The following is a 16459-nucleotide window of genomic DNA, read 5'->3' as shown; positions in this document are numbered from 1 at the left end:
GCCGATCTTGACCTTGTCGGGGTTATCGCAACGTTTTCAGGCCGCACAGCAGACCTCGGCTGCCGGGAGAGTGCGGCCCCTTCCGCGGCCGGGCCGCTCTCCACGGGGGGCGGTCCGGCGCCGTGCTGTCCCACATCGGCCATTCGGAGCCGGACGGAATAGTCGGTACCCGGCCGGCGCTGAACAAATCAGTACGCTCCGGCCCACTACCCGGAGTAGCGTGTAGCCGGTATGTCGCCGTGTCATCGGGCGATACGGGCGGGTCCGCTCTCGGTCCGAGCCACCACCGATGAAGATGGGGGACGCATGTCGCAGGGAGTCACTACGGACGGACCCGCGGTTGATTCCCGAGTGTTCCGGCGCGGTATGCGCGTCCTGTGGGTCGCCATGCGCACGGAGCCGTGGGTCTTCGCGGTCGCGGTCCTCGGCGCGGCCCTGCACGCCGGCGTCACCGTCGCCTCGGCCTCCGTCCTGGGCCGCATCACCGAGGACGTGATCCTGCCGGCCTTCGCCGAGGGCCGGACCACCACCGCCGCGCTGTCCACGGCCGCGGCGCTGCTGCTCGGCGTGGGGGTCCTCAAGGGGCTCGGGCTGGCCGCGCGGCGGCTGTTCGCCGGCCTCATGCAGTTCCGCATGCAGGCCCACTACCGGCGCAAGGTCGCGCGCAAGTACCTCCGGCTGCCGCTGTCCTGGCACCACCGCCACCCCACCGGGCAGCTCCTGTCCAACGCCAACGCCGACGTGGAGGCGGCCTGGCAGCCGCTCGCGCCGCTGCCCATGGTCATCGGCAGCCTCTTCATGCTGGCGGTGGCCGCCGTCGCGATGGTGCTCACCGACCCGGTGCTCGCCATCGTCGGGTTCGTGGTGTTCCCGGCGCTCGCCGTCGTCAACTTCTTCTTCCAGCGCAGGGTCGCCCCGGCCGCCACCCGGGCCCAGGCGCTGCGCGCCCAGGTCAGCGAGGTCGCGCACGAGTCCTTCGACGGCGCCCTCGTGGTCAAGACGCTCGGCCGCGAGGACACCGAGACCGAGCGCTTCACCGTCGCCGCCCACCGGCTGCGCGACGCCCAGATCCGGGTCGGCCGGCTGCGCGGTCTGTTCGACCCCGTCATGGAGGCGCTGCCCAACCTCGGTGTGCTCGCCGTGCTGCTGGTCGGCATGGTCCGGCTGGCCGACGGCGCCGTCGACGCCGGCGACCTCGTCCAGATCGCCTACCTGTTCACCCTGCTGGCGCTGCCCATCCGCGCGCTGGGCTGGCTGCTGGGCGACCTGCCGCGCAGCGTCGTCGGCTGGAGCCGGGTCGACAACGTGCTCGCCGCCCAAGGCGCGATGGAGCACGGCCGGGCCGCGCTGGAGGGCTCCGGCGGCCTCCGGCTGGCGGCGCACGGCGTGAGCTTCTCCTACGAGGACGGCTACGACGCGGCCCTGGCGGACACCGCCGGACGCGGCTCGGGGCGCGACCTCGCCGACGTCCCCGCCGGCGCGGCGGCGCGGCGCGCCATCGTGCTGCACGACGTCGACTTCGAACTCGAACCGGGCCGCACCATCGCCGTCGTCGGCCCCACCGGATCGGGCAAGTCCACCCTGACCACCCTCCTCATGCGCCTGGTCGACCCCGACACCGGCACCGTCTCCTTCGACGGCGTCGACCTGCGCGACCTGGACCGGGGCGAGATCGCCCGCGCGGCCGCGCTGGTGCCGCAGACGACGTTCGTGTTCGAGGACAGCGTGCGCGACAACATCACCCTGGGCGCCGACGCCGGCGACGATCGGGTCTGGGCCGCGCTGCGCCTGGCCCGCGCCGACGGGTTCGTCGCCGACCTGCCCGAAGGCCTGGACACCCGTCTGGGCGAGCGCGGTACCACGCTGTCGGGCGGCCAGCGCCAGCGCCTGGCGCTGGCCCGCGCGGTGGTGCGCTCGCCGAGGCTGCTCATCCTGGACGACGCCACCTCGGCGGTCGACCCGCAGGTCGAGGCGCAGATCCTCAAGGGCCTGCGCGGCACCGACCTCGCCGCCACCGTCGTGGTCGTCGCCTACCGCAGGGCGACCATCGAACTCGCCGACGAGGTCGTCTACCTGGAGCAGGGCACCGTGCACGACCGCGGCACGCACGACGAGCTACTCGCCCGCTCGCCCGGGTACCGGCGGCTCGTCACCGCCTACGAGCGGGCCGCCGAACAGCGCGCGGCCGAAGCGGCCGGCGGCGAAGCGATGGACGACACGGTGACCGAGGAGGTCCTTCGATGAGCGCGCCGGTGAGCACCCCTACCGAACGCGGTGCGTCCGACGGCCCCGCGGCGGTCGACGACGGCGCCCCGGCGCTGCACCGCTCCACCGACACCGCCATGGGCACCATCCGGCGCGGACTGGCGTTGTCCCCGGAGTTCACCCGCGGGCTCGGCATCACGCTGCTGTTCGCCGTCATCGCCACGGTCGGCAAGATCGTCGTGCCGATGGCCGTGCAGCAGATCATCGACAACGGCGTCGTCGCCCGGACCGGACGGCCCGACATGGGGTTCGTCACCACCGCCGTCACGGTGTGCGCCGTCCTGGTCGTCATCACCGCCTTCTGCTCCTACCTGATGAACGTGCGGCTGTACCGGGCCACCGAGTCCGGGCTGGCCACGCTGCGCCGCAGGGCGTTCCGGCACGTGCACGACCTGTCGGTGCTGACCCAGAACAGCGAGCGCAAGGGCGCACTGGTGTCGCGGGTCACCGCCGACGTCGACCAGATCAGCACGTTCATGCAGATGGGCGGCATCATGCTGATCGTCAGCAGCGGCCAGTTGCTCATCGCCACCGCGCTGATGGCGGCCTACTCCTGGCAGCTCACCCTGGTGGTGTGGCTGTGCTTCCTGCCGTTGCTGTTCGGGGTGCGGTGGCTGCAGCGGCTGCTCTCCAAGGCCTACCTCAAGGTGCGCGAGCGCACCGGCGACATGCTCGGCGCCATCGGCGAGACCGTCATGGGCGCGGCGGTCATCCGGGCGCACGCCACGGAGGAGCGCACCGGCCGGCGCATCGACGACACCGTCCTGGCCACCCGCCGCGCCCAGGTGAAGGCGCAGCGGCTGTCCATGGCGGTCTCACCGTTCGCCGAGCTCGTCGCCTCGGTGGCCAACGCCGCCGTCGTCGTGGCCGGAGTGTGGCTCGGGATCGCGGGCGAGCTCACCCCCGGCGAACTGGTGGCGTTCCTGTTCCTGGTGACGCTGTTCGTCTCGCCGATGATCATGGCCACCGAGATCTTCAACGAGGCGCAGAACGCCATCGCGGGCTGGCGCCGGGTGCTCGGCGTGCTCGACACCGTCCCTGACATCGCCGACCCCGGCCGCGACGGGCACGAACTGCCGCGCGGCCCGGTGAGCGTGGGCTTCGAGGGCGTCTCCTACGCCTACCCCGGCGGCCCGACCGTCCTGAGCGGGGTCGACGAGGAGATCCGCCCCGGCACCAGGATCGCCGTGGTCGGCGAGACCGGGTCGGGCAAGACCACCTTCGTCAAGCTGCTCACCCGGCTCATGGACCCCAGCGAGGGAACGGTCCTGCTGGACGGCGCCGACCTGCGCAGGGTGGCCTTCTCCTCGCTGCGCCGCCGCGTCGTCATGGTGCCGCAGGAGGGCTTCCTCTTCGACAGCTCGCTCGGCGACAACATCCGCTTCGCCCGCCCCGAGGCCGCCGACGCCGAACTGGAGGACGCCATCACCGAACTCGGCCTCGCCGACTGGCTGGACGGCCTGGCCCACGGCCTGGACACCCCGGTCGGCCAGCGCGGAGAGTCGCTGTCGGCGGGGGAGCGCCAGCTCGTCGCGCTGGTGCGCGCCTACGTCGCAGACCCCGACCTGCTCGTCCTGGACGAGGCGACCTCGGCCGTCGACCCCGCGACCGAGGTCCGCATCCAGCGCGCGCTGGACCGGCTCACGCGCGGGCGCACCTCGGTCACCATCGCCCACCGGCTGTCCACCGCGGAGGCGGCCGACGAGGTGCTCGTCTTCGACGACGGCCGGATCGCCCAGCGCGGAACCCACGCCGACCTCGTCCGCCTGCCGGGCGTCTACGCCGACCTGCACGCCTCCTGGGTGCACAGTTCGGCCTGAGCCTCGGGTCGGCGGGCGGAGTCGGACGGCGCCGTCCCGACGACGGTGTTCACAGGAGTCCGGCCTCCATGACGCGCAGCCGCACCGCCTCCGTCTCATCGGCGTCGAGTTCCCGCATCGGTGCGGACATCGTGCTGCTCGCGATGATCCCGCGCAGCCGCAGCGAGGTCTTGAAACCGCCCAACCCCGCGGTGGAGCCGCCGGCCGTCTCCGGTGCGGCCGCGCGCACGATGCCGAACAGCCGAGCCAGCCGGTCCTGCTCGCTTCTGGCCGATGGCCAGTCACCGCGTGCGCAGGCGTCGAGCAGCCGCACATAGCCGTGGGGGTCGACGTTGGCGAGCCCGGGGACCGCGCCGTCGGCCCCGGCGAGCATCATCGCGTCGACCACCGTCTCGTGGCCGGTCAGCGCGGAGAACGACGCAAGACCGCGGGTGCCCAGCACCACCTCGCGGAAACCCGCGTCGTCGCCGCTGGAGTCCTTCAGCCCGTCGATGACGCCGTCGCCGGCCAGCTCCAGCACCTGGGCCGGCTCCAGCTTCACGTGCACCGAGACCGGGATGTCATAGGCGAGCAGCGGCAGGTCCACGGCCGCCCGCACCGCCCGGAAGTGTCGGTCGATCTCCACCGGGTGCGTGCGGGTGTAGAAGGGCGCGGTCGCGACGACGGCCTCGGCGCCGAGTTTGTGGGCCTCCCTGGCCCGCTCCACGACCCGGTTCGTGCTGGTCTCGATGCATCCGGCCAGGACCGGCACCTGTCCGGCGGCGGCGCCGGTGACGGTGTCGATCACCGTGTTGCGCTGCGCGTCGGTCAGGTAGGCGGACTCTCCTGAGCTGCCGAGGGCGAACAGCCCCGAGACCCCGGCATCGAGCAGGAACGCGACCAGCCGCTCCAGTGAGACGACGTCGACCGCGCCCTCGGGGGTGAGCGGTGTCACCATCGGGGGGATCACGCCCTGGTGGATCGGCTGTCGTTGGGTCATGCCGTACTCCTTGTCGGGATCTCGGGATGCACGCAGTGCCAGATGTGGGTGTCGTCGGCCTCGGCCCGCGGGAACTCCGCGGCGCAGGCGTCGGTGGCCTTCCAGCACCGCGTTCGGAACGGGCAGCCGGAAGGGGGGTGGGTCGCGGAGGGGACGCGGCCTTCCAGCACGATCTGCTCGGTCTCCTCCAGCAGGCCGGGGGTCGCGGAGAACAGCGCGCGCGTGTAGGGGTGCCTCGACTCGCCGGCGACGAGGGCCGACGGGCCCTCCTCCACGATCCTGCCGAGGTACATCACCGCGATGCGGTCGGCGATGTAGCGCACGGTCTGGATGTCGTGCGAGATGAACACGAGCCCCAGTCCCAGGCGTGCGCGCAGGTCGACCAGCAGGTTGAGGACCTGGGCGCGGACCGAGACGTCCAGCGCGCTGGTGGGCTCGTCGGCCACGATCACGTCGGGTTCGAGGGCGAGGGCCCGGGCGACCGCGACCCGCTGGCGCTGGCCGCCCGACAGCTGGGCCGGCAGCGCGCCGTCCACGTGGTCGGGAAGGCCCACGAGGCCGAGAAGCTCCTCGACCCTGGCCTCGCGCTGCCGGAGCGAGCCCCGGTTGTGCACGTCGAGCGGGTCGCGCAGGATCCGCCGCACCGGCAGCCTTGGGTTCAGCGCCGTGGAGGGGTCCTGGAACACCACCCCGACGGCCGAACCGAATTCGGTGCGCCTGCGCTGAGCCGGGATCGACCACAGGTCCTCGCCGCGGAAGCGCACCGTTCCCCGCGTGGGTCTCTGCAGCCCCGTGAGCACCCGGGCGAGCGTGGACTTGCCGCATCCGGACTCGCCGACGACGCCGAGCACCTCGCCCCTGCCGACCGAGGCGGTGGCGTCGGTCAGCGCGTGGACGCGGTCGCGGCGCAGCAGGCCGCCGGTGCGGGCGGTGTGGACGACGTGCACGTCGTCAAGGCTGACAATGGGCTCCGTCACAGCAGGGCTCCTTTCGAGGCCGCGGCGGGATGCCAGCAGGAGTAGGCGTGGTCCCGCGGATTCCCCGAAGGGGCCGGAACCTCGGAACGACACTTCCCGGTGGCCTCGGGGCAGCGGTCGGCGAAGCGGCATCCGGGAGCGAAGTCCTGGGGGGCGGGGACGACGCCTGCGATCTGGCGCAGCCGCCGCGCACCCGACTCAAGCGACAGCACCGAGCCGAGCAGGCCTTGGGCGTAGTGGTGGCGCGGGCCGGTGAACAGATTCTGCGGCGTGCTCACCTCGGCCAGCCGGCCCGCGTACATCACCGCGATCCGGTGCACCATCTCGCCCACGAGGCCGAGGTCGTGCGACACGAGCACCATCGCGAAGCCCAGTTCGTCGCGCAGCCGGGTCAGCAGCTTCACGACCTGCGCCTGGACGGTGACGTCGAGCGCCGTCGTGGGCTCGTCGGCGATGAGCAGCCGCGGAGAGCGCGACAGCGCCATGGCGATCAGCACGCGCTGGCGCTGGCCGCCCGAGAGCTCGTGCGGGTAGCTGCGCAGCGTGCGGCCCGACGACAGGCCGACCAGGTCCAGCAGCTCCTCCGGCGATCGCGTGCCCCCGCGCCGCGTGAGTTGGCGGAGCTGGGTGTCCACGAGCACCGAGGGGTTCAGCGACGACATGGCGTCCTGGTAGACCATGGCGATCTCCGGCCCCGATATGGCGCGTCGCCGGCGCGGCGGCAGCGTGAGCAGGTCCTGCCCGCCGAACATGATCCGGCCGCCGACCTCGGCCTCGCGCGGCAGCAGTCCCATCAGCGCCAGGCTGGTCAGGCTCTTGCCGCAGCCGGACTCTCCGACCAGGCCAAGGGTCTCGCCGGCGCGCACGTCGAAGGAGACGCCGTCCACGACGGCGACATCGCCGTGGCGCCGGGGGAACCGGATCCGCAGATTCCGCACCGAGAGGAGGGTCGGCGCGGCGGCGTCCACCGGAGGGACCCGCGGGCCGCGGGCGGTGACGGCCGCGGCCAGCCGTGCGAGCGCCTGTTCGTGGTCCTCGGCCTCCGCCGCGGATCGCGCGTCCGCAGCGGGACCGCCGGGTTCGGCGTCGACCCCGCCGCGGCTTTGTGCCGCGGCCCCGTCGGCGTCCTCGTCGGCGGGCCGCTTCGCGCTGCCGGCGCCCTTGCGACCGCTTCCGGCGGCCTTCGGGTTGGCCCAGGCGTCGGTCAGGCCTTCGGCCAGCACGTTCAGCGCGAGCACCGTCAGCAGGATCGCCATACCGGGGAAGAACGTCGCCCACCATCCGCCCGAGAGCAGCAGCTGGCGGCCGTAGGAGAGCACATTGCCCCAGCTCGGCAACGGGTCCTGGATGCCGGCGCCGATGAACGACAGGCTGGCCTCGTAGATGATCGCGTCCGCGACCAAGACGGTGCCGAACACCATCACCGGAGCCGCGCAGTTGACCGCGACATGCTTGACCAGGATGTAGGCCCGGCGTGCGCCGATCACGCGCTCGGCCGAGACGTAGTCCTCGCTGTACTGCGCCAGCACGTTGGCGCGGACGACGCGGGTCAGTGACGGCACGTAGATGACCGCGATGGCCAGGATCAGCACCGGAACGCTGCTGCCGAAGACGGCGACCAGCACGGCGGCGAGAGCGATGCCGGGGAAGGCCATGATCACGTCGAGCACCCGCATGACGGACTCGTTGACGAACCGGTGCGAGGTGGCGGCGACGCCCCCGAGCACGGCTCCCGCCAGTACCGCGATGGCGGTGGCCCCCAGGCCGATCAGCAGCGAGTAACGCGCGCCGAACAGGATCCGGGCGAACACGTCGCGGCCGGCCCGGTCGGTGCCGAGCCAGTGTTCGGCGCTCGGCGGCTGCCCCGGTATTCCGGTGGCCAGCGGGTCGCGGGCGAGCAGAGGGGCCGCGATGGCCAGCAGGACGATCAGCAGCAGCAGGAACAGGGCCGCCTTCGCCGGCGGCGACAGCCTGCGCAGGCGGATGCCCGGCCGGGACAGCCGGGAGGCGAGTCGTGAGCGCACGGCGTCACACCTCTCGAATCCGTGGGTTGACGACGAGGTAGAGCAGGTCGATGACCAGGTTGACGGCCAAGAAGGCAACGGCGATGGTCAGCACGGCCCCCTGTACCAGGGCCACATCGCCGTTGACGACACCGGTCAGCAGCAGTTCCCCCATACCGGGCAGGTCGAAGATCGTCTCGATGACCACGGCTCCGCTGAGCGCGTACCCGAACCGCAGGCCGAGCACGGTCAGCGGGGTGATCAGGGCGTTGCGCAGGGCGCTGCGCACCACCAGCCAGCGCGGGAGCCCGTTGCCGATCGCGGTCCGTACGTAGTCGCGGTCGATCTCCTCCACCATGGAGGTCCGCAGCAGTCTCGCCAGCTGGGCTCCCACGGGCACGGCGATCGCGATCGCGGGCAGCGCCAGGGACATCAGCCACCCGCTGACGGAATCGACGGGGTTCACATAGCCGCCGGTGGGGAAGACGGGCAGGGTGAGCGCGAACTGCTGGATGAGCAGGATGGCCAGCCAGAACGACGGCGTCGCGACGCCCGCGACCGAGACGACGCGCGTCACGTGGTCGGGCCACCGGTCCCGCCACAGCGCTCCGGCCAGGCCGACGACCAGGGCGAACACGATGGCGCCCAGCATCCCCAGGAGCGTGAGCTGCAGGGTCAGGGGGAACGCGGTCACGATGCGGTCGGCGACCGGCGTCGCGGGCGGAGCGGTGAGGCCGAGGTCGCCCTGGAGCAGCTGACCGATGAAGTCGGCGTAGCGCACCGGCAGCGGGTCGTCGAGCCCGTGCTCCTCGGCGTAGGCGGCGCGCGCCTCGGCGGACGCGCCGACACCGAGGGCGTTGTAGGCCGGGTCGTTGGGGGAGAACTGCAGGACCACGAACACCAGCAGCGTCACTCCCAGCAGCATGGCCGGTAGCGCCATCAGTCTGCGTGCGGCCAGGCGCCAGAACGCGTGCATCGATATCTCCTCGCAAGGAGGCGGGGCCGGAAGGACCGTCCGACCCCGCCGTCAACGGCTAGGAACGGCCGACGTCCAGGAACGACATGCCGGTCGTGGGGATCGGTTCGAAGCCGGCCAGTACCTCGTCGTTCCACGCCGTGGGGAGCTTGCGGTGCAGGATCGGGTAGATCGGGGCCTCGTCGGCCACCAGGTCGACGACCTGGCTCCACAGCCGCTGCCGTTCCTCGGGCTCGGACTCCTTCGCGGCCTCGTCCAGCAGCTCCAGCACCGTGGCCGCCTGCTCGGTCTCGGACCAGTTGTAGTAGCTCTGGGGCCACTGTCCGTCGTAGTACCAGCGCAGCAGCAGGTCGAGGTCGTTGCCGAACACCGAGGGATCGCCGGGGGCGACCATCACCCGGAACGTGCCCGACTCGACCTTGTTGGCGTACTGGCCGCCGGATTCGCCGATGTCGAGCGAGGTCGCGACGCCTATGGCGTCCCAACTCTCCTTGATGAGCGGCACCGAGTCCTGGACCCAGCCGGTGTTCGTCGCCACCAGGCTGACCTCAAGGCCGGAGACCCCCGCCTCGTCCAGCAGCGCGCGCGCTTTGTCCGGGTCGTGGCTGTAGACCGTGGCGGCGCGCACGTAGTCGGGGTGGGTCTCCTGGACGTAGCCGGTGGCCGGCGCGGCCCCGCCCATGAACGCCGTCTCGATCAGCTTCTCGCGGTCGATGGCGTAGTGCAGCGCCTGGCGCACGCGCTTGTCGTCGAAAGGCGCCTCGGCGCAGTTGAACATGAGGAACAGCAGGCCGAACGACTGCACCTGCTCGACCGAACCCGCCTCGGACAGCTGATCGACGTCGAGGTAGGGAACGTCCTCGATCGCGCTGACCCGACCGGACTGGAAGGCGGTGACCCGGGCCGTGGGGTCGTCCAGCAGCCGCCACACCATGTCCTGCACCTTGGCCGGACGCGGCCCGTTGTAGTCGTCCCACTTCTCGAAGACGATCTTGTCGTCCTTGGTCGCCGACACCAGCGTGAAGGGGCCGGAGCCGACGGGAGCGGCGTCGAAGGACTCCCGGTCGGCCTCGACGATCTCCTTCGGCACGATCTTGATGACCCCCAACCGCTCGGCGGCCAGGGCGAAGGGGTACTTGAGCCTGAGCTCGACGGTGGCCTCGTCGACCTCGCTCACGCCGTCAAGGAACGAGATGAACTGGGCCATGAACGAGGCGTTCTCGGGGTCGAGCACCCGCTCGAAGCTGAAGACGACGTCCTTCGCGGTCACCGGCGAGCCGTCGTGGAAGGTCGCGCCCTCCCGGAGCACCAGCCGCAGCGTCGTCGGGTCGATCTGCTCGGGCATCGATGTCGCCAGTGCGGGATAAGGTTCGCGTGTGACCGGGTCGAGGTCGATCAGCCCCTCGAAAACGTGCAGGTTCGCCGCCTGCGGTGCCGCGCCCGTCGAGGTCATCGGGTCGAAACCGGTGGAGAGCGTGTATGAGAGGCCGGCTTCGATCAGGCTCCCGCCTCCGGCGGCGTTGTTCCCGGTCGAGGAGGGGCCGCCGCAGGCGCTGAGCGTTCCTGAGAAGGCGGTGGCGGCACCGGTGGCTCCCAGGAACTGGAGGAAGCGACGACGCTTCATGGGGATGGAGTCGAGGTCGGACACGGTCGCTCCTTCGGAAACGGCCTCGTGCGGCGCAGCGGATGGGGAAGGCGGACAAGGGCGGATCCGCGGTCTTGTATGACGTCTGATGTCTGATGCCGTAGGGTGTGACCCTAAGCACGTGATGACGGAAAGGTCAAGGCATGGCTTCGAATGTTCCTGAGCAGAGTCCTGCCAGGGCGCCTCTGCGCAGGCAGGAGGTCACCGAGCGGATCAAGAGCCTCATCCTGCAGAACCGCCTCGCCCCCGGCGATCCGCTGCCTACCGAATCCGAGCTGTGCGAGACGCTGGGTGCCAGTCGCTCCAGCGTCCGCGAGGCCGTCAAGGTCCTGAGCGCGCTCGACATCGTCGAGGTGCGGCACGGCCACGGAACCTACGTGGGCAGGCTGTCGCTGGCCGCGCTGGTCGAGGGGCTGACGTTTCGCGCGATGCTCAGCCGCCATGACGACTTCGCCACGCTCGCCGAACTCGTCGAGGTCCGCCAGGTTCTCGAGCGAGGGCTGGCCGCGCCGATCATCGGCGCGTTCGACGACGGCCAGCACCGCTCGCTGGCGGCCCTGGTCGCCGAGATGGAGGAGCTGGCCGAACGGGGCGAGACCTTCGTCGAGCAGGACCGCGCCTTTCACCTGCTGCTCATGGGGCCGTTGCACAACCGGCTCATCACGCAGCTGACCGGCGCGTTCTGGGACGTGCACGCGATCGTCGTCCCCATGCTGGAGGCCTCCGTGGCCGACGCGCGCGAGACCGCCGCCGCGCACAGGGCCATCGTCGAGGCCGCGGCGCGCAAGGACGTCCCGGGCTTCGCCGACGCCATCGCGGCGCACTACGCGCCCGTCCTCAAACACCTCAACGCCAAGATGGGAACGGTTGACCCCTCGTGGCCGCCGGCTTAGGGTAACGACGTCTGATGTCTGATGCCTCCTGTCCCCCCAGAGGAGGCACTGTGCAAAACTCCAGATCGAGTGCGGTGGCCGCCGCCCTGGCGGCCGTCATGGCCCTGTCCACCCTGCACGTCCCACTGTCCGCTGCCGCCGACGAGCGTTCCGCCCCGGCATCCGCCGAGCCGCTGTTCGAAACGGTGGACCTGGCGTCGGCGGGGGAAGGCGCCCACACCTGGCGCATTCCGGCGCTGGAGGTGCTCCCCGACGGAACGCTGATCGCGGCCTATGACCGCCGCAACGACAGCGCCGCCGACCTGCCCGGCGACCTCGACATCATGCTGCGCCGCAGCCATGACAACGGCCGGACGTGGACCGAACCGCAGGTGGTGGCCGACTACGACGACGGAGTCGGCGCCGGTGATCCGAGCCTCATCGTCGACGACGAGACCGGCCGGATCTTCGTGTTCTACGCCTATGGGCCGAAGGGTGTCGGCTTCTTCAACTCGTCGAAGGGCAACTCCAACGACAGCACGACCACGCTGCACGCCGACTACAGCTACTCCGACGACGGCGGTGAGACCTGGCGGACGCGGCGGATCACCGAGGACATCAAGGACCCTTCGTGGAAGGGCATGTTCGCCTCTTCGGGAACCGGGATCCAGCTCTCCGACGGCAGGCTGCTGCAGCAGTACGCGCTCAACACCGACGACGGCGTCTTCGCGGCCGGCGCCTACAGCGATGACAACGGTGAGACGTGGGACATGGGCGAGCCGGTCGGCCCGCTGATGGACGAGAACAAGACCGTCGAGCTTGCCGACGGCCGGGTGATGCTCAACAGCCGCACCGGCAGCGGCGCCCACCGGCTGGTCGCCTATTCCGAGGACGGCGGCCTCACCTACAGCGAACCCGAACCCGATCACGAGCTCATCGATCCGACCAACAACGCCGCGATCCTGCGCTACGACGAAGACGCCCCGCCGACGACCCCGCGAGCCCACTGGCTGCTGTTCAGCAACACCGCCAGCACCACGGCACGGGAGAACCTCACCGTGCGCATGTCGTGCAACGACGGCCGCACCTGGCCGATCTCCCGGGTGGTCGACCCGGGGCCTTCGGCCTACTCCACCATGGTGCGGCTCAAGGACGGCACGTTCGGCCTGTTCTACGAGCGCGGCCCCTACCGGCACCTGACGTTCGTCCGGTTCAACGCGGCTTGGCTGGGGCAGGACTGCCCGACCGACGCCGGCCGTCCGAAGCTGGCGGCCGAGGCGGCCGCGCCGGGGTGGCTGACCGCCGGCGAGGCCGGCACCGTCGACGTGACGGTGACCAACCACGGCCACCGGTCGAGCGTCCCCGGCGACGTCGCCCTCGACGTGCCCGAGGGGTGGAGCGCGGCCCCGGACGGCAGGGACGTCGCGCCCATCGAGGCGGGCGGGTCGCGGACCGTCGGCTTCACGGTGACCCCTTCAGCGGACCTGCGGACCGGTGAGTACGACGTGACGGCCGACGTCAGCGCCGGTGCCACCGAACTGTCGGCGCGCAGCCAGGTCCTGGCGGTCGGCGGCGACCCGCTGATCGACGAGCCGATCGCGCGCGACCTCGACGGCGCCGACGACAGTGTCGATCTGACGGACCGGCTGGACGGCGTGGCGCGTCTCGACGGCGGCGTGATCGGGGTGGAGTTCAGCACCACGGAGGCGCCCGCCGCCGCGGCCCTGCTGTCGGCCTCGGACACCTCCGCGCCGTCGACCAACCTGACGCTCTCCCTCAACAGGGGGACGCCGTACTACGAGGCGCGGGTGGACGGCGACTACCTGGCGAGGATGGAGGCGGCACCCTCCCTGGCCGACGGGGAGAGGCACACGGTGGCCCTCGCCGTGGACGGGGACGGGACGTCGATGTACGTCGACGGCGCCAAGGTCGCGGACACGGCCGCACCGGCCTTCTTCGGCCATGTCGCCGGTCTGGACGGCATGTGGGCCGGCCGCAACGTCGACAGCGGCGGCGCCCAGTGGCACTACGGCGGTCACCTGGAGCGCGTCGCCGTGTACGGCCGGGACTGACCGCGGCCCCCGAGGGCCCGAGGCACCCGGCGGCCGCCCGCGATCATCCGGACGCGGGCGGCCGCCCGGCGCCACAGAGACGTGCGGGCCGGCGAAGCCGCGCTACACCGGACGCCCGGCCCACCAGTGGGCGGCGAGCAGCTCACCGACCAGCGGTTCGGTGAGCAGGCTGACGTCGGGGTCGGTGTCGCCGAGGTAGCGCAGGCTCATCGCCGCGCCGTCCACGTCGCCGCCGACCGCCAGGAACGAGCCGCTCAGCTGCAGCAGGTGCTCGGCGACGCGCTCGTCATGGCGCGAACCGGCGAACAGCACCGCGCGGTAGTCCTCGATCGCCGCGAGGTAGCGGTCGGTGTAGGACCACTCGCCGGTCTCGCAGGTGTGCGCGGCGAGCACCGGGCCGCGGCGGATCGCCAGCGCGGCCTGCCCGGCCGAGGCCAGCCGTTCGGCCGGCGCCACCAGGTGCAGGCCGGCGGTTCCCTTCAGCAGCGCGGCGGCCCGGGGCACCCACGTGTCCGCGCGTTCCAGCAGGTCGGCGCTTGCGTTGGCGACACGGCGCAGCGTCACCGAGACCTCGCCGGACGCGCCGGCCGGGACCGCGCCGAGCCGGCCCGCCAACAGCAGCAGCAGCGCCAGGGCGTGCTGGTAGCCGCGGCAGGCCAGCCCGCTGTCCTCGCGCCCCGCCAGCAGCGGCACCAGGACGTCTGCGTAGCGGGCGACGGGGGATTCGGGGCCGTCGGCCAGCACGATGATCGCCGACTCCCCGGCGTAGCGGTCCAGGGCCGCGCAGATCTCGTGCTGGGCCTCACCCAGCGACACCGCGACCACGAGTGTGTCCGGGCCCCCGGGAACGGAGCCGTGCGCCGAGGCGTACTCGGCCGTGGCCCCCAGGCCGGCGCTGCGCATGCGCGCCGCCGCCGCGTCGCAGGCGTGCCGCGAGGCCCCCATGCCCAGCAGCACGACGTTGGCCGGCTCGTCGTCGATCAGCGACGGCAGCGCCGCGTAGGGGTCGCGCCGGGCCAGGTGATCGGCAAGCTCGGTCAGCGCGGCCGGCTTGCCGGCCAGGTCGGCGGCGAGTCGCTGGGCGGTCACGTGCCTCCTCTCCCCGGATAACGACCTTACTGAGGTCCGCGGGAGTCGCGTGGTCCGACCCCGCCGCGGCCTCTCCCGATGCGGCCATAGGCTGGACGGCATGAGTGTAAGTCCTCCTGAGGGGAAGGCCCCGGCGCTGGATCCCGGCATCGCCGCGCGGCTCGAGCGCAACGCCGACGGCCTGGTGCCGGCGATCGTCCAGCAGCACGACACCGGCGAGGTGCTCATGCTCGCCTGGATGGACGACGAGGCCCTGCGCCGGACGCTGACCACCCGCTGCGCCACCTACTGGTCGCGCAGCCGCCGCGAGTACTGGGTCAAGGGCGCCACCTCGGGCAACGTCCAGCGCGTGGTCTCGGTCGCGCTGGACTGCGACGGCGACACCCTGCTGGTCAAGGTGGACCAGACCGGCGTCGCCTGCCACACCGGCGCCCGCACCTGCTTCGACGCCGACGAACTGCCGCTGGCGGCCGAGACCGCCCGATGACCGCCGACATCCCCGCGGACGCGCCTCCGGCGCCGTCTCCCGCACCGCGCCGCAGGGAGTACGCGCTCACCCTGGCGCTGACCGTCGCCGGAGCGGCGGGCCTGCTCGCCGCCACCGGCCAGACCTGGGCCAACGGCCTGGTGGAGCTGCCCGAGCCGCTCGCACCGGCCCCGGTGGAGCTGGCGGCGGCGCAGGTCAGTCCGGCCGCCTCGGCCCTGGGCTGGGCGAGCCTGGCCGCGCTCGCCGCGCTCGCCGCCACCCGAGGCTGGGCCCGCCGCCTGGTCGGGGCCCTGATCGCCGTGTTCGGCCTGGCGGCCCTCCTCGACATCTGGCGCGGCACCCGGGCCGCGAACCTGGCCGATCTGGCCGCTCAGACGGCCACCGCCGACGGCGACGTCACCGGCGTCTCGCTGGACGCGGTCTGGCCGTGGACCGGCGCGGCCGGGGCCCTGCTGCTGCTGGCCGTGGGTCTGTTCACGGTGCTCAGGGGTGCCGCCTGGCCGGCCATGGGCAGCAGGTACGATCGCCACGGCGCCTCCCGTGCGGCGAAACCACGCTCCGACGACCCGGTCGAGCTGTGGAGGTCGCTGGACAGCGGCGCCGACCCCACCGCGGATCCCGCTCGTCCGGATCCGCCGGAACCCCCGTCGAGAACCGACGCAGACACGACATGAAGGAACGTTGATGGCCGACGCACACCACGACGATCACGGCAACACCCCCTCCGCCTGGTTCCTGACGATCTCCTGGATCGTGATCTGGAGCGTCGCCGGGGTGGCCATCATCCTCGGCCGGGACCTGATCACCTGGACGGCCGTCGCCCTGGGCGCCAGCGTCGTCTGCGCGGCCGTCGCCGGGGTGATGAAGAAGGCCGGCCTCGGCCGCAAGACCCCTCGCCCGCTGCCCATGCTGCGCGAGGAGTGGGAGGCCCTGCAGGCGAAGGCGGAGGAGAAGGTCGCCAAGGCCGAGGAGAAGGTGGCCTCCGCGGTCTCCAAGTGATTCCGCCGGACCTTCACCTGGCCGCAGTCGGCCAAGGATGATTTCGGGCGATTCCGGGAATTACAGGTAACAGCTCTGTTACGGGGCCTCCGCCGGGCTCTGCGCCGTGGGTAGATTATTACGTCGGCCAGCGCGTTTCCACGTGTTCGATGTCGGCATTGCCGCGAAAGTCTGGCATGATTCGGTCTGCCCGCGACGCCTGTGGAGTCGTGCTCCCAACCGTGAACCCCGTTGGTGCTGTTTCACCGAAGTCCGCGGCGCAATTCATCTCTTCG

At 71.8% G+C, this 16459-nt stretch carries 13 protein-coding genes; 7 read left to right on the top strand and 6 right to left on the bottom strand.

Features of this window, described 5'->3' with window-relative positions; translation table 11 throughout:
- The first annotated feature begins 306 nt into the window (after nt 1-306).
- Nucleotides 307-2244 carry an ABC transporter ATP-binding protein gene (locus HDA32_RS18190; RefSeq protein ID WP_179644321.1) on the top strand — a complete coding sequence of 646 codons (1938 nt, stop codon included), beginning with the start codon at nt 307-309 and terminating at the stop codon, nt 2242-2244.
- Nucleotides 2241-4085 (top strand): ABC transporter ATP-binding protein, encoded by a 1845-nt coding sequence (locus tag HDA32_RS18185; RefSeq protein ID WP_179644320.1) that lies wholly within the window; start codon nt 2241-2243, stop codon nt 4083-4085. The genes HDA32_RS18190 and HDA32_RS18185 overlap by 4 nt, the downstream gene beginning before the upstream one ends.
- 49 nt (nt 4086-4134) lie before the next feature.
- Here HDA32_RS18185 and HDA32_RS18180 read toward each other — a convergent pair whose 3' ends face one another.
- The 5 genes from HDA32_RS18180 to HDA32_RS18160 are packed head-to-tail and all read right to left on the bottom strand — an operon-like array spanning nt 4135 to nt 10668.
- A complete protein-coding gene (locus HDA32_RS18180) occupies nt 4135-5064 on the bottom strand; it encodes a dihydrodipicolinate synthase family protein (RefSeq protein WP_179644319.1) in 930 nt (309 codons plus the stop codon).
- The gene (locus HDA32_RS18175; RefSeq protein ID WP_312863235.1) at nt 5061-6041 is read right to left on the bottom strand and encodes an oligopeptide/dipeptide ABC transporter ATP-binding protein; all 981 of its coding nucleotides are present in this window, start codon (nt 6039-6041) and stop codon (nt 5061-5063) included. Before HDA32_RS18175 ends, HDA32_RS18180 begins: the two co-directional genes overlap by 4 nt.
- Nucleotides 6038-8065: a dipeptide/oligopeptide/nickel ABC transporter permease/ATP-binding protein gene (locus tag HDA32_RS18170; protein ID WP_179644318.1), complete on the bottom strand. Its 2028-nt coding sequence runs from the start codon at nt 8063-8065 to the stop codon at nt 6038-6040. Before HDA32_RS18170 ends, HDA32_RS18175 begins: the two co-directional genes overlap by 4 nt.
- A gap of 4 nt (nt 8066-8069) precedes the next feature.
- On the bottom strand, nt 8070-9020 hold the full coding sequence (locus HDA32_RS18165) for an ABC transporter permease (protein WP_179644317.1): 951 nt from the start codon (nt 9018-9020) through the stop codon (nt 8070-8072).
- Nucleotides 9021-9078: 58 nt separating this feature from the next.
- Nucleotides 9079-10668, bottom strand: a complete 1590-nt coding sequence (locus HDA32_RS18160) for an ABC transporter substrate-binding protein (RefSeq protein WP_312863234.1) — start codon at nt 10666-10668, stop codon at nt 9079-9081.
- 140 nt (nt 10669-10808) lie between these two features.
- Here HDA32_RS18160 and HDA32_RS18155 point away from each other — a divergent pair, with 140 nt between their 5' ends.
- Together HDA32_RS18155 and HDA32_RS18150 are read left to right on the top strand one after the other, a co-directional pair.
- A complete protein-coding gene (locus tag HDA32_RS18155; protein ID WP_179644316.1) occupies nt 10809-11558 on the top strand; it encodes a FadR/GntR family transcriptional regulator in 750 nt (249 codons plus the stop codon).
- Between the two features lie 50 nt (nt 11559-11608).
- Nucleotides 11609-13609, top strand: coding sequence for an exo-alpha-sialidase (locus HDA32_RS18150; RefSeq protein WP_179644315.1), 2001 nt, complete (start codon nt 11609-11611; stop codon nt 13607-13609).
- 102 nt (nt 13610-13711) lie between these two features.
- On the opposite strand, the gene HDA32_RS18145 is transcribed toward HDA32_RS18150, so the two are convergent.
- The gene (locus HDA32_RS18145) at nt 13712-14698 is read right to left on the bottom strand and encodes an SIS domain-containing protein (protein WP_179644314.1); all 987 of its coding nucleotides are present in this window, start codon (nt 14696-14698) and stop codon (nt 13712-13714) included.
- A 100-nt stretch (nt 14699-14798) separates the two neighbouring features.
- Here HDA32_RS18145 and hisI point away from each other — a divergent pair, with 100 nt between their 5' ends.
- From hisI to HDA32_RS18130, 3 genes are read left to right on the top strand one after another with little or no spacing between them, the layout of a single operon-like run.
- Nucleotides 14799-15185 (top strand): phosphoribosyl-AMP cyclohydrolase, encoded by a 387-nt coding sequence (gene hisI / locus HDA32_RS18140; protein WP_179644313.1) that lies wholly within the window; start codon nt 14799-14801, stop codon nt 15183-15185.
- Nucleotides 15182-15859, top strand: a complete 678-nt coding sequence (locus tag HDA32_RS18135) for a Trp biosynthesis-associated membrane protein (protein ID WP_179644312.1) — start codon at nt 15182-15184, stop codon at nt 15857-15859. Before hisI ends, HDA32_RS18135 begins: the two co-directional genes overlap by 4 nt.
- A gap of 10 nt (nt 15860-15869) precedes the next feature.
- Nucleotides 15870-16184, top strand: coding sequence for an HGxxPAAW family protein (locus tag HDA32_RS18130; RefSeq protein ID WP_179644311.1), 315 nt, complete (start codon nt 15870-15872; stop codon nt 16182-16184).
- The last annotated feature ends 275 nt before the right edge of the window (nt 16185-16459 follow it).

It is taken from the genome of Spinactinospora alkalitolerans (genome assembly GCF_013408795.1).
Taxonomy (GTDB): domain Bacteria; phylum Actinomycetota; class Actinomycetes; order Streptosporangiales; family Streptosporangiaceae; genus Spinactinospora; species Spinactinospora alkalitolerans.
The sequence above is the reverse complement of the archived record's forward strand: the minus strand, read 5'-3'. Positions and strand labels throughout refer to the sequence as shown.

Excerpts from the sequence above, each read along its gene's own strand:
- HDA32_RS18130 (WP_179644311.1), top strand. The coding sequence starts at position 15,870 with ATGGCCGACGCACACCACGACGATCACGGCAACACCCCCTCCGCCTGG.
- HDA32_RS18165 (WP_179644317.1), bottom strand. The coding sequence starts at position 9,020 with ATGCACGCGTTCTGGCGCCTGGCCGCACGCAGACTGATGGCGCTACCG.
- HDA32_RS18185 (WP_179644320.1), top strand. The coding sequence starts at position 2,241 with ATGAGCGCGCCGGTGAGCACCCCTACCGAACGCGGTGCGTCCGACGGC.
- HDA32_RS18180 (WP_179644319.1), bottom strand. The coding sequence starts at position 5,064 with ATGACCCAACGACAGCCGATCCACCAGGGCGTGATCCCCCCGATGGTG.
- hisI (WP_179644313.1), top strand. The coding sequence starts at position 14,799 with ATGAGTGTAAGTCCTCCTGAGGGGAAGGCCCCGGCGCTGGATCCCGGC.
- HDA32_RS18190 (WP_179644321.1), top strand. The coding sequence starts at position 307 with ATGTCGCAGGGAGTCACTACGGACGGACCCGCGGTTGATTCCCGAGTG.
- HDA32_RS18135 (WP_179644312.1), top strand. The coding sequence starts at position 15,182 with ATGACCGCCGACATCCCCGCGGACGCGCCTCCGGCGCCGTCTCCCGCA.
- HDA32_RS18155 (WP_179644316.1), top strand. The coding sequence starts at position 10,809 with ATGGCTTCGAATGTTCCTGAGCAGAGTCCTGCCAGGGCGCCTCTGCGC.